This window comes from Opitutaceae bacterium (genome assembly GCA_041395105.1).
Lineage (GTDB): Bacteria > Verrucomicrobiota > Verrucomicrobiia > Opitutales > Opitutaceae > B12-G4.
Genome location: JAWLBB010000001.1, coordinates 86,958 through 105,812 on the forward strand (window position 1 = coordinate 86,958; position 18,855 = coordinate 105,812).

21 protein-coding genes are annotated in these 18,855 nt (G+C 61.2%); 13 read left to right on the forward strand and 8 right to left on the reverse strand.

Features of this window, described 5'->3' with window-relative positions; translation table 11 throughout:
* Positions 1–8: 8 nt before the first annotated feature.
* Positions 9–1,184 (reverse strand): DEAD/DEAH box helicase, encoded by a 1,176-nt coding sequence (locus R3F07_00365; GenBank protein MEZ5274812.1) that lies wholly within the window; start codon positions 1,182–1,184, stop codon positions 9–11.
* A gap of 12 nt (positions 1,185–1,196) precedes the next feature.
* Between R3F07_00365 and R3F07_00370 the strand changes: the two genes are divergently transcribed.
* Positions 1,197–1,514, forward strand: coding sequence for a hypothetical protein (locus R3F07_00370; protein ID MEZ5274813.1), 318 nt, complete (start codon positions 1,197–1,199; stop codon positions 1,512–1,514).
* 533 nt (positions 1,515–2,047) lie between these two features.
* On the opposite strand, the gene R3F07_00375 is transcribed toward R3F07_00370, so the two are convergent.
* Genes R3F07_00375 through R3F07_00385 form a run of 3 tightly spaced genes read right to left on the reverse strand, consistent with a single transcriptional unit; the run spans position 2,048 to position 4,101 of the window.
* On the reverse strand, positions 2,048–2,953 hold the full coding sequence (locus R3F07_00375; protein ID MEZ5274814.1) for a hypothetical protein: 906 nt from the start codon (positions 2,951–2,953) through the stop codon (positions 2,048–2,050).
* Entirely contained in the window at positions 2,946–3,527 is a 582-nt protein-coding gene (locus R3F07_00380) for a sigma-70 family RNA polymerase sigma factor (GenBank protein ID MEZ5274815.1), read from the reverse strand. The genes R3F07_00375 and R3F07_00380 overlap by 8 nt, the downstream gene beginning before the upstream one ends.
* A gap of 7 nt (positions 3,528–3,534) precedes the next feature.
* On the reverse strand, positions 3,535–4,101 hold the full coding sequence (locus R3F07_00385) for a hypothetical protein (GenBank protein ID MEZ5274816.1): 567 nt from the start codon (positions 4,099–4,101) through the stop codon (positions 3,535–3,537).
* Between the two features lie 193 nt (positions 4,102–4,294).
* Between R3F07_00385 and R3F07_00390 the strand changes: the two genes are divergently transcribed.
* Both R3F07_00390 and R3F07_00395 read left to right on the forward strand, forming a co-directional pair.
* Complete coding sequence (locus R3F07_00390) at positions 4,295–5,560, forward strand: cysteine desulfurase (GenBank protein ID MEZ5274817.1); 1,266 nt, start codon at positions 4,295–4,297, stop codon at positions 5,558–5,560.
* 2 nt (positions 5,561–5,562) lie between these two features.
* Positions 5,563–6,012 (forward strand): SUF system NifU family Fe-S cluster assembly protein, encoded by a 450-nt coding sequence (locus R3F07_00395; GenBank protein ID MEZ5274818.1) that lies wholly within the window; start codon positions 5,563–5,565, stop codon positions 6,010–6,012.
* A 1-nt stretch (position 6,013) separates the two neighbouring features.
* On the opposite strand, the gene R3F07_00400 is transcribed toward R3F07_00395, so the two are convergent.
* The gene (locus R3F07_00400) at positions 6,014–6,511 is read right to left on the reverse strand and encodes a hypothetical protein (protein MEZ5274819.1); all 498 of its coding nucleotides are present in this window, start codon (positions 6,509–6,511) and stop codon (positions 6,014–6,016) included.
* A 262-nt stretch (positions 6,512–6,773) separates the two neighbouring features.
* Here R3F07_00400 and R3F07_00405 point away from each other — a divergent pair, with 262 nt between their 5' ends.
* The 4 genes from R3F07_00405 (at position 6,774) to R3F07_00420 (ending at position 11,058) form a co-directional block, all read left to right on the forward strand.
* Positions 6,774–7,901, forward strand: a complete 1,128-nt coding sequence (locus R3F07_00405; protein ID MEZ5274820.1) for a fatty acid desaturase — start codon at positions 6,774–6,776, stop codon at positions 7,899–7,901.
* A 273-nt stretch (positions 7,902–8,174) separates the two neighbouring features.
* Positions 8,175–9,101, forward strand: a complete 927-nt coding sequence (locus tag R3F07_00410; GenBank protein MEZ5274821.1) for an EamA family transporter — start codon at positions 8,175–8,177, stop codon at positions 9,099–9,101.
* A 3-nt stretch (positions 9,102–9,104) separates the two neighbouring features.
* On the forward strand, positions 9,105–9,644 hold the full coding sequence (locus tag R3F07_00415) for a GNAT family N-acetyltransferase (protein ID MEZ5274822.1): 540 nt from the start codon (positions 9,105–9,107) through the stop codon (positions 9,642–9,644).
* A 61-nt stretch (positions 9,645–9,705) separates the two neighbouring features.
* Positions 9,706–11,058, forward strand: coding sequence for a hypothetical protein (locus tag R3F07_00420; protein MEZ5274823.1), 1,353 nt, complete (start codon positions 9,706–9,708; stop codon positions 11,056–11,058).
* Between the two features lie 62 nt (positions 11,059–11,120).
* Here R3F07_00420 and R3F07_00425 read toward each other — a convergent pair whose 3' ends face one another.
* The gene (locus tag R3F07_00425; protein ID MEZ5274824.1) at positions 11,121–11,762 is read right to left on the reverse strand and encodes an NUDIX domain-containing protein; all 642 of its coding nucleotides are present in this window, start codon (positions 11,760–11,762) and stop codon (positions 11,121–11,123) included.
* A 72-nt stretch (positions 11,763–11,834) separates the two neighbouring features.
* Here R3F07_00425 and R3F07_00430 point away from each other — a divergent pair, with 72 nt between their 5' ends.
* From R3F07_00430 to R3F07_00455, 6 genes are all read left to right on the forward strand, one after another.
* Positions 11,835–12,623 (forward strand): phytanoyl-CoA dioxygenase family protein, encoded by a 789-nt coding sequence (locus tag R3F07_00430; protein ID MEZ5274825.1) that lies wholly within the window; start codon positions 11,835–11,837, stop codon positions 12,621–12,623.
* 182 nt (positions 12,624–12,805) lie between these two features.
* Entirely contained in the window at positions 12,806–13,363 is a 558-nt protein-coding gene (locus R3F07_00435) for an RNA polymerase sigma factor (protein ID MEZ5274826.1), read from the forward strand.
* On the forward strand, positions 13,360–13,824 hold the full coding sequence (locus tag R3F07_00440) for a hypothetical protein (protein MEZ5274827.1): 465 nt from the start codon (positions 13,360–13,362) through the stop codon (positions 13,822–13,824). Before R3F07_00435 ends, R3F07_00440 begins: the two co-directional genes overlap by 4 nt.
* Positions 13,825–13,861: 37 nt before the next feature.
* Positions 13,862–15,583, forward strand: coding sequence for an RDD family protein (locus tag R3F07_00445; GenBank protein ID MEZ5274828.1), 1,722 nt, complete (start codon positions 13,862–13,864; stop codon positions 15,581–15,583).
* Positions 15,584–15,721: 138 nt separating this feature from the next.
* Positions 15,722–15,952 (forward strand): hypothetical protein, encoded by a 231-nt coding sequence (locus tag R3F07_00450; protein ID MEZ5274829.1) that lies wholly within the window; start codon positions 15,722–15,724, stop codon positions 15,950–15,952.
* Positions 15,949–16,362 carry a type II toxin-antitoxin system death-on-curing family toxin gene (locus R3F07_00455; GenBank protein MEZ5274830.1) on the forward strand — a complete coding sequence of 138 codons (414 nt, stop codon included), beginning with the start codon at positions 15,949–15,951 and terminating at the stop codon, positions 16,360–16,362. The genes R3F07_00450 and R3F07_00455 overlap by 4 nt, the downstream gene beginning before the upstream one ends.
* Before the next feature lie 274 nt (positions 16,363–16,636).
* Here R3F07_00455 and R3F07_00460 read toward each other — a convergent pair whose 3' ends face one another.
* Both R3F07_00460 and R3F07_00465 read right to left on the reverse strand, forming a co-directional pair.
* Complete coding sequence (locus R3F07_00460; protein ID MEZ5274831.1) at positions 16,637–17,791, reverse strand: DUF4190 domain-containing protein; 1,155 nt, start codon at positions 17,789–17,791, stop codon at positions 16,637–16,639.
* Positions 17,792–17,812: 21 nt separating this feature from the next.
* Complete coding sequence (locus R3F07_00465) at positions 17,813–18,796, reverse strand: transposase (protein ID MEZ5274832.1); 984 nt, start codon at positions 18,794–18,796, stop codon at positions 17,813–17,815.
* Positions 18,797–18,855 lie beyond the last annotated feature (59 nt).

An 18,855-nucleotide genomic window follows, 5' to 3' on the forward strand; every position in this document is an offset into this window, starting at 1 on the left:
AAAAACGATCAGCGAGAGCCGCGATAGAGGCGGCTCTTGAAGACATTCTTGGGGGGTTCCTCCTGCTGCGCAAAGACAGCCGAGTAGGCGTAGTCGAAATCCTCGAGCTTCTTTCGCTCGATTGATCGACCGATGAAGTGTTCGATGATCTTGGCGTACTTGGTCTCGTCTTCGGCCAGCAGAGTGAAGGCATCGCCCTCGTTCAGGGCTCGCCCGGTCCGTCCGATCCGATGCACGTAATCTTCGGGATGAAGCGGAACATCGTAGTTGACCACATGGCTGATACCCGCGATGTCGAGGCCGCGCGAGGCCACGTCGGTCGCCACGAGAACCTCGTACTTGCCCGACTTGAAGCCGGTCAGTGCTTCCGTCCGCTCCGATTGGGAGCGGTTGGAATGCATGACGGCGACCGGATGGCCCAGCCGCTCCAACTGACGCGAGATCATGTCGGCCCCGATCTTCGTCCGGCAGAATATGAGCACGCTCTCGTAGTTCGTCCGCTCGAGCAGGGCGATCAGGAGATCGAACTTCTGCTTCTGCACGACCGGATAGAACGCATGAGAGACCGTTTCCGCGGGTGACCGGCGACTGATCTCGATGATCTCGGGATCGCGCACCACCCAGGTGGTCAACTGGGCGATGGCCGGAGGGATGGTGGCGGAGAAGAAGAGGGTCTGGCGCTCCTTGCGGACTTTGGAAACGATCCGCTTGACGTCGGGCAGGAAGCCCATGTCGAGCATGCGATCAACCTCGTCGAGACCGAGAATCTCCACTGTATCCAGGTTGATGGTACCCTGTTCCATGTGATCGAGCAAGCGACCCGGTGTTGCCACCACGATATCGGCACCGGCGGCCAGCTCGCTCTTCTGCCGCCCGTATCCGACCCCGCCATAGATCACGCAGATCCGCAGATCGGTGAATTTCGAGTAGGCGACCAGCGCCTCCTCGACCTGGAGCGCAAGTTCCCGGGTCGGCTCCAGGATGAGGCAACGCATGGAACCGTGGGTTTGCAGCTTGTGAATGATGGGCAGGCCGAAGGCGGCCGTCTTGCCCGTTCCCGTCTGGGCCGAACCGATGACGTCCCGGTCGGCCATAATCACGGGGATGGCCTCAGACTGGATCGGGGTCGGCTGTTCAAAACCCAATTCCTGGACCGCCGCCACCACAAAAGGGGCCAGACCCATCAGGGAAAACTCATGGTCCGGGGAGACTTCAGGTATCTCCGCCGCCACCCGGGCGGCTACCGGCCGGATTTCATCATCCCGCGGTTCAGTCCGTTTCTCCGGCTCACGGCGGCGGTCGGAACAGCCGCGACGATCGGAATCCCCTCGACGGCCCCGGCCTTCCCGACGGCCATCGGAATCGCCACGGCGCCCCGATTCGGAGCGACGGGGCGGACGGGAGCGGTGCCCGGAGTCACCGGACGACTCCCGGGGGCGCTCGGTCGACTCCGGACGGTCCGTCCGGTTGTCCCGAACAGCGGATTCACCGGAGGAACCGGGGCGGCTTCGTGACCGGCGACGGCGGCGTTTCGGCCGATCGCCGGGAGAACCGGGAGAAGCATCGCGGGCCGCGGTATCGCCCGGCTTGGCGGGCGAGTCGCCGGATCTCCGGGTCCGCGGTGAGGAAGAGCGCCTCGTGGCCGGCGCGGACTGACTGCCGCCCCCGGGGGAATCCGGGGTGGCTTTCGGCGGCGAGGATTTGGCGGTGCCGCCGATGAGTTTGCCTATGAGTTTCTTGAACATGCGTTGACGGGGTCAGACGGCGGCCGGCCCGGCCCGGAAGGGGCACTTGGGTTTCGGCCCGATCCTGTCCCGGTTATTCGGGAAAGGGGCCTCGGCGACTGCTGACATCTCCATATGGGTCCTTGACGGATTCTTCGTTGGTGACGCCAGGCGTCCGAACCGGATGAGGAGCGGAACTTTGGATCGCCAATCACCTGAAACGAACGGCCGCCCGGCAACCGCCGGACTGGGACCCACGCGGTGGCGTCAGTCCAATACGTCCTCTTCTGTCTGCCCGTCCCCGGTACGGGTGTCAACGGTTTCTAAAGACCGGTCAGAACGACTCTTCCGGTCGGCGATCGCGGCGTGGTCGATGATTCCTCCGTGATGAAGAAGGACAGGTTCTGTGATTGGATCAGATCGGCGGCGGAATCGGTCAGATCGAAGAAAAACATCCCGCCGTCCGATTCGCCGACCGGAATAATCCCGGCCCAGACCGGGGCCTCTCCGGGCTGTCCGTTGGCCCAGATGTGGTAAGAGCGGTTGGGTTTCATCTCCGGCAGGTCATCCAGGGCGATGACTCCGATCCGCAACTCGCGGTCAAAGACGGTGAATCCTTCCGAGCGATTCTCGGTGGCTTCACGCGAGCGCAACCTGGCATCGGCCAGGAGGGCACGGGCGCCACCCCCGGAATCCTCCCCCAGGCGGGAACTCCAGAAAGCCTCGGCCAGATTGGCGAGTTCGAGCACGCGCAGTTCCACCCCGCCGGACGCCGGTCGCGACAGCACGGTCTCAGCCGGGGCGGAGGTCAATTGCGGCCGTGCGGTCGTGAGTTCCGATACGATGATGGAGGAACCGCCGGTTGCCGGTTGGAAGGTTGGCGCAGGAACCAACGGGTTCCGGGCGCGGGTGATGAAGAACGCCACGGCAAAACAGGCGGCGAGGCCCCAGCCCGCCCAGCCGAGGAAAGGAACAATCCTTGATCGACTCGTTGCCGGCTCGACCTCCCCAAAGGCCAGCTGTTCGAGGATGCCGGAGTAGCCGTCGACCGGAGGCGCGGCCGGAGGCGACTCCCGGGCATCCCATTCATTGATCTGCTGGTACTCACTGACCAGATCCTGCAGTTCACCGTCGACCCGGAGTTGGGACTCGAAGTCGGGGACCTGCTTCTTCGGGAGAATGCCAAGGGCATACTGCATGGCCAAATCATTTGTCACTTCGTCAATCATGGCGGGTCGCGAGCATCTCACGCAGGCGTTTGGTTCCCCGGTGCATCGCGGTTTTCACGGTGCCGACGGGGATGTTGAGGGTCGACGCGATTTCGCTCTGGGTCAGTCCACGGTGAATGGCCAACTCAAGGCTCTCGCGTTGGGGAAAAGGGAGGGAAGCCACCAGGTCGTGAAGCATCCCGTAGTCATCACTCTGCCGCAATTGATCGGCGGGATTGGCTGAATCGACCGCTTCCGGAGGCCTCTCGTCCTCCCGAACCAGTTCCGTTTCCGAGACAACCGGCGGTCGGCGGCGGCGCAGGCGATCGAGGCAGAGCCGTTTGGTAATCAGAACCGCCCAGCTGAAAGGCCGTGAAAGGCGCAGGTCGTAGGATCGCGCGTGTTTCCAGATCCTGACAAATGCATCCTGGAGCACCTCCTCGGCCAGCATCCGGTCGCGGACCATGCGCAGGGCGTAGGACATCAGGGGCTGGGAATACATGGAATAAACCCTTTCGAAAGCCGACCGATCACCCAGCGCGACCCGCCGGATCAGCTCCGCTTCAAAAGCCGCGTTGTCTGTGCCTTCGTCCACGGATCCGCTAGAAATTGATCTGCTCGTTCATCCGGTCGGCGAACCGGCTGGCCGCCTTGATCGCGGCCGACTGGTAATTGCGCTCCTCCATCGAACCTGAACCGGCCACAATGGCATTGTCGGTTCCGACAAAGACACCGAGGTTGACCTTCGAACCGGCTTTTTTCAGCTGCACGATGATGCGGGCTTCAATCTCGCCCATTACGTTCCGGTCCCAGCGCATCAGGGTCAGGGTTGCCGTGGTTGCCCCCTTCGGCACGTCGGCTCCCCACCGGACGATCTTGATATTGAGGGGCACTTCCCGTTGGGAGAAGGCCGTTTTGAGGGCGTCGGAAAACTTGAAGAATCGGTCGCTGCTCCCCGAATCCGACCAGCTGAAGCCCGGCTGATGGGTCACCGTGCTCTGAATGATCTCGACGTAAACGGTTTCTCCGGGGATCAGGACGATCGGCTCCTGTTGGGGCCGGCGCGCTTCGGCCGGATCCATCAGCCCGGTCATCACCAGGAAGCCGAGGAAAAGGAAGGCACGCCGATTACGAACGGGATTTCGAGGGTATTCCTGTAGGTTGCCCATGAGTCTCATTGTGGTGTCTGGCTGCGAATCCGTTCCGGTGCCGTCCCTGCGGCCCTATTGTCGGCTACACCACCTAATACGGGGGCCAGCAGAGAAAAGTTTCAGGGGATCCGCAAGCTTCGAAGGTCGGTGACCCGCAACGTGCCTTCAACTCCGACTCGCAAGAGTGACCGTTTCATGTATCTTCCCACCGATGATTGAAACGGAGACCCAGTCTCATCAGATGGACGGAACGACTGATCGGATCGATCCGGATGCGGTCCGGCGGGACTTTCCCATCCTCGATCTCCAGGTTGGGACCAAGCCCTTGATCTACCTCGACAGCGCGGCCACCGCCCAGAAGCCGCAGACCGTCATCGATGCCCTGCAGCGTTATTATATGCTGCAGAACGCCAACATCCACCGCGGCGTCCATTACCTCAGTCAGAGCGCCACCGATGCCTACGAGGAATCGCGACGGAAGATCAGCCGGTTCTTCAATGCCGCCTCCGAGAATGAGATCGTCTTCGTTCGAGGGGCGACCGAGGCGACCAACCTGGTTGCCCGGACCTGGGGCCGACGCAACGTCGGGAAGGGAGACGAAATCCTCGTCACGACTCTGGAGCATCACGCCAATATCGTCCCCTGGCAGATGCTCTGCGAGGAAGTCGGGGCTCAACTTCGGGTCGTTCCCATCGACGACCGCTGCCGGCTGGATCTCGACGCATTCGAGCGACTCCTGACCGATCGGACCCGACTCCTCGCCGTCACCCATGTCTCCAATGCGGTCGGCACCGTCAACCCGATCGAATGGATGATCGGCAAGGCCCACGCCCGGGGCGCCGTTGTCCTGGTCGACGGAGCCCAGTCCGCGCCCCATATGCCGGTCGATCTTCAGGCTCTGGATTGCGATTTCTACGTCTGCTCGGGCCACAAACTCTATGGCCCGACCGGCATCGGAGTTCTCTACGGGAAATACGCCATCCTCGAGAAGATGCCCCCCTACCAGGGCGGTGGCGATATGATCCAGACGGTCACATTCGAGAAGACGACCTACAAGCCGCCTCCGGAGCGCTTCGAGGCGGGTACGCCCCACATCGCCGGAGTGGTCGGACTCGGCGCCGCCATCGACTATGTCACTGCCGTGGGCAGGAACCGCATTGCCCGGCATGAAGCCGACCTCATCGCCTACGCCGAAGAAAGGCTGATCGAGGTTCCGGGACTCAAGATCATCGGCCAGCCCCAGGAACGGGCCGGAGCACTCTCCTTCACCATCGAAGGGGCCCATCCGCATGACATCGGAACCATTCTGGACAGCGAGGGGATCGCCATCCGGGCCGGTCATCACTGTGCCCAACCCCTCATGCAGAGGCTCGGGCTCCCTTCCACCGCGCGCGCCTCATTCGCCTGCTACAACACCCGCGTCGAAATCGATGCGCTGGAGAAGGCCGCCCGCAAGGTCCACAAACTCTTCAACTAGTCATGTCAGAACTCAGCGACCTCTATCAGGAAATCATCCTCGACCATAATCGGCGGCCCCGCAATTACGGCAAGCTCGACCACCCCACCCACCAGGCCCAGGGGCATAACCCCCTCTGCGGCGACGAGATCTCGGTTTTCATCAAGTTGGCGGACGGCCGAATCACGGATATCACCTTCGATGGGCAAGGGTGCGCGATCTCCAAGGCTTCCGCCTCGCTCATGACCTCGCGTCTCAAGGGCAAGACCCTCGAAGAGGTCCGCTCAGTAGCCTCAGACGTGCGCCAATTGTTGACCGGCCCGGAAGGCGAAGCGGTCGACCTGGAGAAACTCGGCGACCTGGCCGCACTCGAAGGAGTCCGGAAATACGCGGTCCGGGTCAAGTGCGCCACCCTGGCCTGGCACGCGCTCGAAGCCGCGCTCGAGGGCAGTCAGGAAACCACGACAGAATGACTCAACGGACGGTCAGTTCCGACAGGACGAGAAGCACATAAGGTCGTCCCTGGTAACTCAAGGGCGCTGCGGACACAGTGAAATTCATCATTCGGTCCAGTCCGGATCGCTCAACCTGGATGGTCACCTGATTGGTGACGGCACGACCGTCGATCGAGGCCAGAACCGCGTTGATGGCGCCGCATTTGCGGCATTCCCGGTTCGTTCCGCAGCCACCGAGGGAATCATTGACCATATCGCAGCCGAGAATCTCGCCCAGACGGAACCCGAGTATCTCCGCCAGCTCCTTCTTTCCCGCGACCTCCGTCATCGCCCGGTTGGCGTAGACGACCTGGCGGCTACCGTTGAGAATCGCCACCGGTCCAGCCATGCTCTCCAGGATGGGAGGAACCAGTTCGGTCCCGGCGATTCTGGCCGAGTCCTGCTCGACCTCGCTGAAGGATGAGCGGTCCGCACTGGCAAAACCACTCCTCGGTGTTAGGCTGAAATCCCGGCTCATGGTGTTCCTCACGACCGAGTATCCCAGAGACTGGAAGATACCGCTCTGCGTCATTTGTCCATCGATCCGCGTAACTTGCCGCAATCTCCAGGGAACTGCCGGGGCCTTCCCCCGTCTTATTCCGCGGGCTCTCCATTTCACTTTCCCGATCAGGAAAGGCTGAAAACGGTTGCATGCCATCCGATAGGAGGTTTGCTGCCAGTGTCTCAAATTGTTCCCTGAGCCCACCGCCGGACAGAATCCCTTCAATTGATAGCCCAAGATGTCACATAAACTCCCTTTCGATCGCGTCAACTGGACCACCAGCGCATTCCTTATTTCGACCGCGATCATCTCGCTGACCGCCGTTCCGGTCTACCTTTGGAATTTCGGCCTCAACGCCTTCCAGGTCAGCCTCTTCCTCTTCTATTTCGCCGCCACCGGTTTCAGCATCACACTGGGTTACCACCGTCTGTTCTCCCATCTGGCCTTCAAGGCCAAATGGCCGGTCAAACTGGCCACCCTGATTTTTGGAGCGGCCGCTTTTGAGAACTCGACCATCGACTGGGTCTCCGACCACCGGAACCACCACAAGCATGTGGATCACGACGATGATCCCTACGACATCTCCAAAGGCTTCTTCCACGCCCATATCGGTTGGCTGCTCTTCAAGCTCCGTCCCGAGCCGCCGCTCGACAACGTGGCTGATCTGCAGCGGGATCCCCTGGTCATGTGGCAGCACCGCTGGTGCCACCTCATCGGACTGACGGTCGGTTTCATTCTTCCTGCCGTCCTCGGCTGGATCTACGGCGGCCCCATCCAGGCGCTGGGCGCCTTCCTGCTCGCCGGCGTCCTCCGGGTTTTCTTCGTCCAGCAGATGACCTTCTTCATCAACTCCCTCTGCCACACGATCGGCCGTCGGCCCTACTCGAGCGCGTGCAGCGCGCGTGACAGCGGATTGATGGCGATCTTCACCTTCGGCGAGGGTTACCACAACTATCACCATGAGTTCCAGCACGACTACCGCAACGGGGTGAAACCCTGGCAGTTCGATCCGACCAAGTGGTTGATCTGGACCCTTTCGAAAATCGGTCTCGCCTCAAACCTCCGCCGCGTTCCCGACGCCAAGATCCTCATGGCCGAAGCCCGCGAGGCCCAGCGCCTCCTCTCGGCCCACCTCGACACTCCCGCCCATCAACTCGCAGAACGGACCCGGCAGATGCTCCAGAACTCCCAGGACAAGCTGACAGAGCTTCTCCAGGCCTTGAGCGATCGCCGAGATCAGGCCATCCGGGCGACCGAGGCGCGCTTCGAATCTTCGAAGGAGCTTATCGCCGAATTGCGGCGTGAAATCCAGATCGCCCTTGAGCGATTGGAGAACGCGGGATCGATGACCCCCGTGCCGGCCTGAAGCCGCGCATCCAGCGCCCGTCGCTGCAGATTTCCCAAAAGAAAAAGGCCACCGGAAAAACGGTGGCCTTTTTCATGCCCTTGAGGCGTAAAGCGCGTCCGCCATCTGCCCAGAAGGTACACTTTACGAGGGGATAAGGACGAACAGACGGCGGACAGAAGTAGACCTAGAGAAAGATCCGGAAGCAAGTCCAGCCTATTTGACGGGAATGGTTCATCCAAGACCGGACTGGACGCTCCGCCGGTCATCAGTCCATATCGTTACATCACCGCCATGCCGCCCCAGAAATCAGAGATCCACCGCACCCGGGGCATCCTGCTCCTCCTACTGGCCGCGCTGCTCTGGAGTCTCGGCGGAGTGCTGATCAAGTCGGTCTCCTGGCATCCGTTGGCCATTGCCGGAGTCCGCAGCGCGTTCTGCGCCATCACGCTTGTCCTTCTCGGCGGACGAATCCCTTTCACCTGGTCACTCTGGGAAATCGGAGGAGGCGTCGCCTACGCAACGACGGTTCTGCTTCTCGTTCTGGCCACCAAGCTGACGACCGCGGCCAACGCCATTTTTCTTCAGTACACCGCCCCGATCTCGATCGCAATCCTCGCCCCATGGATCCTCAAGGAAAAGACCCGCGGGAGTGACTTCATCACCATCCTGATCGTTCTCGGGGGGATGGCCCTCTTCTTCGTCGACGAGGTGGATCTGTCCGGCTTTCTCGGCAATGCCGCCGGGATTGTCAGCGGAGTCAGCTTTGGCCTCATGACCGTTCTTCTGCGCCATCAGAGGGACGCCTCTCCGTTGGCCTCCCTCGTCATCGGCAATGTCCTCGCCGCCATCGTGGGTCTGGCCTTCGTTCGCGCTCCCTTTCCGGAGCCCGGTGCATGGCTCATCCTGGCGGTTCTCGGCGTGGTGCAGCTGGGCCTGCCCTACTTCATCCTGACCAAGGCCATCCGCCATGTCACCGCCATGGAGGCCTGCCTCATTCCCATGATCGAGCCGATTCTCAACCCACTCTGGGTCCTGCTCCTGATCGGCGAACGGCCGGGCCCCTATTCCCTGATCGGCGGAGCGGTCGTTCTCGGGGGCGTCACCCTGCGCGCGATTCTCGCGGTTCGGCGCGATCCGGTCCACCCACCCCTCCCGGCCCGGCCGACCACCGGCGCACCGCTCGATGCGGCTGTGGGGACCTCGTCAACCTCACCTTAGCCCATGCCTCCGCCCATCCGCTACCTCGCCGACGCCAACGTCGATCCCGTGACCGACCGGCAGATCCGGGACCTCCTGACCACCTGCTTCACCAAGGCTGAAGATGAGGTCTTCAAGCACCGCCGCTATTTCATCGAGCCCTATCCCCACCGCTGGATCATCCGGGATCCCGATCCGGCCGGCCCGATCATCGCCCATATCGGAGTCCATGACAGAACGATGCGGGTCGGTTCAGGAACCCGTCGCTTTGCCGGGATTGCCGAAGTCTGTGTTCATCCGGGGCATCGGAGCCGGGGTCATGTTCGATCGATGCTGGCCGTCATCCACCCCTGGCTGGCCGTTCACGGATTTCCTTTCTCGATACTCTTTGGCGACCCGAACGTTTATCGATCCAGCGGCTACCGCGTCATCGACACCATTCGGATGAACAGGGATCCGGCCGACCCGGACAGTCCGCGGAAAACGGTCACCGCCATGATCCGACCACTCACTGACGAGCCCTGGCCGGAAGAATCTGTTTACATTCCAGGCAACCCTTTCTGAGAGTCATCACGGGAACGGACCCGACGAACCGACCCACTTTCCATCAACCCGATCCGAGACCATGCCAACCACCCGCTATCCCACCCCTCTTGCCGGCCTCTGCACCCACGCCGATGGCGCCCGGGCCGGCCTCAGCGTGGACATCACCGTCAACCGGCTCCGGCGATACGTCTACCTCAAGAGCCAGCTTCTCTTTCTTCACGCCTCCCGCTTCAACGAGATACCGGAATGGGAGGTGAAGGGCGCCATTTCGCTGCATCTCTGGCAGGATGCCGAGCACGGCACGTGGTTTCGCAACCGGGTGACCGAGATGCGGACCCCCCCTCACAATCTGGACAAAGTGCCGGACCCCGCCCTCGCCGCTTTCATGGGCGAATTGATGCGTCCCGCTGACACAATTGAGTTTCTCTTCGGGATCTACGGCCTGCTCAAGCCCGCGCTCATCGCGGCCTTCCGGAATCATCTCGCCCAGGCTCACCCCATCGCCGATCAACCGACCCGCCGTCTCCTTCAATTCGTTCTCATCGAGGAGGAGGCTCAGCTGGCCTGGGGACAGGATGCCCTCGAAAAGCTCTTGCACAGTGCCGGCCGCTCGCTGACGGACACCTCTCTCGAAGCGTGGCGGAATCACCTGAATGACTACCTGGCCGCGGCCGGCGGCATCCATGGCGAAGACCCGAGACCGTCGGAGATACGATTGCCGCCCGCCAGGGCCGGCCAGCCTTCCACCCCGTCACCGACCCCCAGGAGGGACGCCCGATTCACGAATGTCTGGCGGTCCCGCGGTGTGGTCCCCGATTCCACCCGACCGGTGCACGAACGCCTCTGGTGGTTGATGAACGTGCGACTGAACGAGATGCACGTCTCCGAACTGATCGCCACCGTCATCGCCGAATGGAAGGATCAACCGTGGGAATTTTATCACGACCTCAGCCGACATCTGTGGGATGAAACGCGGCACTGCATGCTCGGCGAGGTGGCTTTCGCTTCCTCAGGGATCGATTTCACCGCGATCCCCACCCATATCGGCTTTGCGGAATATCCCAATCGGGAGCTCCCGCCCCCCGAGCGCTACGCCTTTCTCTGGGGGATCGAACAGGGCCTGATGGGCAAGACCGGCAAACCGGCCGAGGTCGCTCTCGCCCGCGCCGGTGGAGACGAACGCGCCACCGTCTTCCAGGATTTTGACTGGGCCGACGAAGTCCTCCATGCCGCCATCGGCCGCCGTTGGCTGGAGCCCCATTTCCAGAACCGCGAAGCGATGCTCGACGTCTACCAACGCATTCGACCGGCCTACGACCGGATGAAAGAGGACGACCTCAAGCTTCCGGGCCGTGACTGGTGGCCTGCCTTTTACCGGAAACATCTCGAACCGAAGGACCCCCGGCTTGGTCAGACGACCGAGATGAGCTGATCGTCCGAAACCGGGTTCCCGGGGCCGCCGGCAACGGCGATCTGCATGGGGATCGACGCCGGTCAGGAGAGTTCGCTCTTCAGCTGATCAAAGGCGCGACGCATCGACTCGAAAGCGATCTCTTCGCGCTTCACATTCTGCCACGGCACGACAACCACGGATTCGACTTCCTCAAGCGCCACTGCCCCGTCAAAGGAGGCTACCCGGCAGAGAAAGAAGAGATCGAGGGTCGGGTAGGTGATTCCGCGGTAGACATAGAGATTGGGAAAGGAACCCAGATAACCCGCGATCGTGACATCCAGGCCTGTCTCCTCCCGAATCTCCCGCACCACCGCCTCTTCACCGGTTTCCCCGAAATCCAGGAAACCGCCGGGCGGCGACAGCATGCCCTTGCCCGGATCCCGGGCCCGCCGCACCAGCAAGAGGCGGTCCGTCCCATCAAGGATGTACCCGGCCACGGCCGAAGCCGAATTGAGATAGAAGTGCAATCCGCAAGACCGGCAATCGAGCAATTTCCGGTCCTTGAGATCAAGGTCCTCCGAACCGCATTTGGGACAGAACCGGGCCTGCTCAGTGAGGAACATGAGGCAACTTATGACGGAAGAATCGCTTCTGGCGAGCGCTCCGATCGCCTCCCGGGCCGCGATTCGAACCTGTTCGCCCGGGATGCTGACAATGATGCTCGATTTCCGACGGCGAATCATCAGATTCTCCGACCATTCCCAAAGCCCACACGCCCGTGGGACGGACCGATCGAGAACCTCACCCCTGCCTCCATGCTGCCTCCGGAAAAATTCGCCCAATTCCACCAGAACGGATTTGTCAAAGGCACCCGCGTCCTGAACGAGGACCTTGTCGACCAGCTCCGCTCAGAGCTCGACCGCGTGATTCGCGAAAACGACCTGCCCGGTGAACGAAAAGCGGTCCATTGCAAGAACCTCAGCGGGGATGACTCGGCCCCCGTCTGGCAGATCGTCAATATCTGGGAGGCGAGCGACCCCTTCCACGACCTGATCCGCCATCCCACCATCACGGAGGAGATCGCCCAGCTGACCGGGGCGTCCGAGCTGCGCATCTGGCATGACCAGATCCAGTACAAGCCGGCCGCCCGCGGAGGCGTCAATATGTGGCATCAGGACGCGCCTCTCTGGCCGATTCTGACCCCAATGATCCAGGTGACCGCCTGGATTGCCCTCGACGAAGTGGACGTCGACAACGGGTGCATGAGCATGGTGCCCGGATCCCACCTTTGGGGTGACCACATGAACCATCTGCGAACCTGGAAAGACTACCGCGCGGATGTTCCCGCCACCTTCGATGGACATCAGGTTGAGGTGCGGGCCTGTCCCGTGGCCAAAGGCGAGGTTCATTATCATCACGGCCTGACCTGGCATGGCTCCCACGCCAACACCAGCGGCCGGCCCCGCCGGGCCATCGCCCTGCACTACATGCCCGGAGAGACCCGCTACGTCGCCTCCGGGAATCATGTGATGAAACAATTCGTCGAGGTGGCCGACGGCGAGCCGATGAGCGGCAAGCACTTCCCCAAGGTCTGGCCACGCTAGCCCCTCGGCGATCCGGGTGGTGCGTCCCGCCGTCGTCTGGTCGGCACCCCCTCTGTTTCAGGTTGCCGTAAGCCGCAGTTGGCTGGAAACTTACAACTAATCGAGAGTTTCTGCGACTCCTGACGCCGAAACCGTGTTCTGGTGGTTGATGAGATCAACTCACAGATCAGGGCCCAAAGCCAATGACCGACTCAGCCAAATTCGAAGCTTTCATGCGGAGCTATCAGGACATGGTCTTTACCAGCGCAGTGCGCCTGCTCGGGAATCACGCCGAAGCCCAGGACATCGCCCAGGAAGTCTTTTTGAAGGCCTACGACCGCTTCGCACAACTCAGGACGAGTCCGACCGTCGGAGGCTGGCTCAAGACCGTGACGAGGAATCTCTGCCTGAACCACCTGACGCGTTACCGCAAGAGATGGCGGGTATTTTCGGACATGCGGCGAGAGAGCTCCGAGGAAGAAACGCGGTCCTACGAAGAGACCCTGCCCGCCCCCGACCATTCCGATGCCGACGAACGCACCGCCCATCAACGGGAAATCCTGGAAGCCGCCCTGGCCGGGCTGCCCGAACCCCAAAGGGTGGCGCTCGTTCTCTATCACTACGAGGACATGCCCTACCAGGAAATCGCCGACCGCCTGAAACACTCTTTGAGCAAAGTGAAAACCGACATCGCCCGGGGACGAGAAACCCTGCGTAAGCGCCTGGAAACCCGCCGCCAAGAACTGGAGATCCCCTCGTGACCCCAAACCATCATCTGCCTGACGATCCCGAACTGCACCGGACCCTGCGGGAGCTTCCCTCCCTCCGGGCGCCCGAAGGCCTCATTCCCGGGGTCATGTCGGCGATTGCCCGGCGGCAGACCGCCTGGTACCGGCGTCCCGCCACCAGTTGGCCGCAATCCCTCCAGTTGGCCTTTGTCGCCCTCACTCTTCTGGTTCTCGGCGGAGCCCTCTGGATCGCCCTCCACCATCTTCCCGCCTTCCAGCCAGTCGACCTGCAGAGTCTCTTCGCTGCTCCGATCTCCAAGTTGATGGCCCTTTCCACCACCCTGGAGGCCCTTCTCAACGCCGGCAGCCTGGTTGGCCGGGTCGCCATCGGTCCAGCCCTGCTGATCATCGCCGCCGTCGCCAGCGTCTTCTACCTCGTCCTCTTCGGAATGGGCACAGCCCTCTGGCGAGCCACCCGACGCATCACAAACTGAACGTCATCCGAGACAATTCCAACCGAACAGCCCCGCCATGAACAAATCCACCCACCTGATTCTCCGGAAGCTTCTCCTCGTCCTTACCCTGCTCGCCATCCCGCCTCTGTTTGCCCAGGACGAGCCGGCGGTGAAGGACCCGGCGCCAGTCACCTCGGAAGAGATCGCCCCCGAGGCAGAAGCTGCGCCCGATATTGAAACGGTTTCTCCCGTCGACAAAGCCGCAAACCTGGTTTCGGACCCGATTCCCGAAATGTGGGATGAAAAGGCAGAGGAAGCAAACTCGGACGAAGCCGGGATTGACGAATCCACCTCCGGGGCTCCTTCGCCGCCGGCACCGCCATCAACCGAGGAAATTCGACGGACCGCGATCAATGAAGTCGTCAAGATCTTCGACGACGCCGTTGTCCAGGCCAACGAAGTCGCCAGCGATTTCGTCGTCGTCATCGGCGACGGCCGGGTCGACGGTATGGTCAAGGGGGATGCCGTGGTCGTCCTCGGCAACGCCACCGTCAATGGTCAGGTCCAGGGCGACCTGGTCAATGTCATGGGCACGGCCGTCCTCGGTCCCCAGGCTGTCGTCAACGGTGAGGTCGTCGTCATCGGAGGAAAACTCATCAAGGCCGATGGCGCCGCCATCAAGGGCGCCACCACTCAGGTCTCCTTCCTGCCAAGCTTCCGGGATGGACAATTCGAATGGCTCTCCATCTGGATCCACAAAGGACTTCTCATGGGCCGCCCCCTGCCCCACGATCAAGGCTGGGCCTGGATCACCGCTGGCATTCTCCTGCTCATCGCCCTCGTCATCGCCCTGGTCTTCCGGCGCGCCATCGATGCCACCGTGGCGGTGCTCGAGCACCGCCCCGCCGCCGCTCTCCTGACCGGTCTCCTCGTCTGCATTCTCTCCGGACCGCTCTTCTTTCTCCTGCTCGTCTCGGTCATCGGGATTCCGATCATACCGTTCCTGATCATCGGCGTGAAGATCGCAGCCGTCTTCGGGATCATCGCCCTCTATCGCCATGCCGGGCAGCAGTTCGGGCTGCGCTCGATGCCCGCACTGGCCCTCGTCGTCGGTGGAATTGTCTTCACCCTGCTTTACGCCGTTCCCGTCGTCGGCCTGCTCACCCTCCTGGTCGCCTCCATCCTCGGCACCGGCGCGACCTGCCTCGCCATGGTCCAGGGCCTCCGCCGCGAATCCACCGGGACATCCCCGGGATCGGCTCCAATGAGTCCGATCTCGCCGATCGCGAAAGCGGTCGCGACTCCGACAACGGCTGCATTGACCTCAACCGGGGAGGCAACCACCGGGCCGGGGACGGAAACGTTCGCCCCGGAAACCGACACCCCACTTCCGCTCGCGGCAGAAATCACCGAAGATCCCCTCATGGCGGTCCGGGTCGGTTTCTGGCCCCGCTTCGGCGCGACCGCCCTCGACTTCATCCTCATCGCCGGCCTGACCGCATTGACCGATCTTGACTGGATGCTGGGCTACCTCTGGCTCGGCTACCACCTGGTCTTCTGGGCCTGGCGGCAGACCACGATAGGCGGGATTGTCATGAACCTGAAGGTCGTGCGACTGGACGGGCAGAAACTCAGCTTCGGTGTCGTCGCGGTCCGCTCCCTCGCCAGCATCTTTTCCGGTCTCGTCGTCGGCCTCGGCTTCTTCTGGGCCAGCTGGGATGAAGAACGCCAGTCCTGGCACGACAAGATCGCCGGCACCACCATCGTCCGGGTTCCCAAGGGGACGTCGCTCCTGTAATCCCGACAGCCCCGTGGAGCCGAGGACTCCTGTCCGGCCAGAGGTTCCGTCTCGGCACCCGCCACTACAATCTACAAAGCCAGACCCTGTTCGCATACCCGCGCTTGACGTTATAACTTCTGTGCATACATTGCGGACATGGTCCTGGAATTGAAATTGCGGAAGATCGGCAATTCGGTCGGCGTTATTCTCCCGAAGGAAGCGCTTGCCCATCTCGGAGCGGCCGAAGGTGACACTGTTTCGGTCACAGAGGGACCGGAAGGCAGTCTGCGATTCAGTCCGACCCGGGCGGAGGTCAATCGCCAATTGGAGGCGGTTCAGCAGGTCATGAGGCGTTATCGGCAGACTCTGCGCGAGCTGGCCAAGTGAAAGAGCCCGAATGGCTTTTCCCGGAGGCAGTCGCTGCCGCTCATGAACAGTCTCTGGCCCAATTCGGCGGCCAACCAGGGATTCGAGACCCGGGTATGCTCGACTCGGCCCTCAATAAACCGATCCACCTCTTCGTTTACGGCAAGAGGGATCTCTTCGAACTCGCCGCTGCCTATGGCTTCGGCATCATCGCGAATCATCCGTTTATCGACGGCAACAAACGGACTGGTTTTCTCGCCGCAGTGGTCTTCCTCGAACGCAATGGATACCGTTTCCACGCAAATGAAGCAGCCGCTGCTGTTGAGACGCTCGCCCTGGCCGCAGGAGAAACCTCCGAGACGGCTTATGCGGCCTGGTTGAAGGCGAACGCGAGCCGGATCAATCCAGGAAAACGGAAACCCGGACGATGACCCGTCTTGATGACCCCAAGGGCACGTTCGTGCGGCAAGTTCGAAGCACCGAGGAGTCGCGGGCTCCTGTCCGCCCAGAGGTTCCGTCTTGGCACCCGTCAACCACAATCTACAAAGCCTGACCCTCTCCGTCCCTCCCGACCCTTTGGGATCCCCCTTTCGGTGACGTCGGCCACTGTCTTGATCCGGCCCATGCGATCGTAGGTGTAGGTCACGGCCAGGGTCATGAGCTCAGGGTCAAGGTTGTCGTCGAGGGTTGCCGCCAGGTTCCAGATTACACTAAATCGAGAGTTTCAACCAATGACCCCAGAAGGGCGAAAACCACCGGAATGAAAAAGGCAACTAAACAGCACATTCCCAAGGCAATTCCGAGATTCGCCATACTCTTGCCGGCTGGTTCGGTCGAATCTTGAAAGCGAAGTTTCGACAATCTGCCGAGTTGGATTGCGAGTATCGGCGGGAAAATCAGAATCGTTCCACCCAGAAGGCTAAAGAGACCTAGGATTAAGGACGCAACCGCCAGTGGCATTCCGTTTGGCGTTCCGGGATCCGGGGGAGCAAATATCCCATCCCGGGGAAGATTCCAGAGCCCCCAGGCGGAAATCAACAACGCGCCGACGGCGGTCAGGATCAACAGGCTGAAAACCACATCAAACGCACCATAGGCTGAAAGGGAGATGAAAAACCAAACGATCAGTCCGACGGCGAACAGCGAACCCGTTGCGGCTGTCTTCAGAATTTCCCTCCACTCAGTGATCGAGAGCACCCCTCTCTCGACTCCGCGACGGATCTGCCGGATTCCAAACCAGAACCCGCACCAGAGAATCGGGACCGAGAGCAGAACAACAGGCGATCTCACGCCATGAGCGAGTGACCGAAAAGTCATTTCTCGCGACCGGGTGACACGCTCCATCAGGGAACGTCGAGAAGGCCCATGGTTCCCATCCCTGATCTCCAAGAACGCGAACCAGCGGTCATCGCGCCCCCCAGCGCTGGCCTGTAGAATGACCCCGGTGTCCCATTTCCAGAGCCTGAGATCCCCTCCACATCGGTCCTTAATCCCGGGCTCGATCAGAGGTTCCCCATAGGTGGTTTTCTGCTCGAGACCAAGGGATTCAGCGATGGAGCATGCATCCATCTTGGGCAAATCCGGCGTGTATCCAACCACGGAAACAACGCGACCGTCTTCGTCGGCCTCGACGCTGTATCTCGAGAACCTTGGATCGCGACCGGGGGGCATTCCCCGGCTCCAGTGTCCCACAACGGTCTGCTCCCAACCACCAGAGTCGAAGATCTCTCCAAGGGTGATTCCAAAGAGCCCTTCCGGTGGCTCATATCTGATTTCTTCCGATTGCCCCGACAGAGCGACAAAGAGCAGAAATGCAGCGAATGGAGTTAATGGATGTTTCCTGAAGAAGCAGTTTTTCATGGAAGGGAGAAGGGGAAGGGGTCAGCCCTTACTTTTTGCCGCAAGCCGCTTCTTGTGATCCCTTGCTGTTTTCTGATCGGATCGACCAAATGATCCCGTAAGGCGAGAAACCATGGCCGGTGGGCCCATGTTGAGTTTTTCTCCCAACCACCGGTTGCCGACGCTGGTGCGTCTCTTCATCGACCACGCCAAGGCGGCCTTCCATTCTGCCGATTTCTTGTCGTCGCGGACGTCATCTGCGGTCTTGCCCAATGCTTTCATCTGATCGGTCAGCAGGAGGTCCCATTCGATTTCATTGAGCTCACGCAGTTCTTTACCCCCCCAGTCTTTTGCGAGATCCATCTTCTTGAAGTCCTCCCAGACGGCTCTTCGAAATGAATCCGTTCCCAGAATTGTTCCTTGGGACAGTCCATCGAAGGCTCTTCCCTTTTGGACAGGACTGAGACCATTGAGTTCGTCCAACAGTTTTCGATAACGACGCCAATCTGCAGGGGTGTCCGCCTGACTGGTGATTCCCGGCAACCAATCGCCACACTGCAGGAACGGCGGACGAGTCTTCTTTCGGAGGAACTTCGGGAAGCTGCTCCAGCTATGACTTTCCAGGTTGGCGACGGTGACCAGTCCTGCCCTTACGGGATTCAGGTGAATGTAATTGATCACCCGCAGCCAATGCTCGCCCGGTTCGACCAGGATTGCCTTGTAGCGGCCCTGAAAGACGTGTCCTTGTTCTTTGAAGTAGCTGTTGAACCGGTTGCCGAAGGTGCTCTGCAGCCACTGCATCCCCTCGACCAGATTTCCTTTCGGGGTCGCCAAAGCCAGATGGAAGTGGTTGCGCATGATGCAGTAGGCGCCCAACTCCCATCCACAGCGCTCACAAGTCTCGAAGAGAGTCTTCTCGAATGCCTGCGCCGTCCCGAGACCACTGAAAAGATCCTGTCGGAAGTTGCCCCTGTTGATCACATGATAGAGCGCTCCGGCAAATTGAATCCTTGGTTTGCGCGCCACGATCGAGGGGTAGGAGATAGACCCGATCGGGTCAACAGCAAAGAGTAAGGGCTGACCCC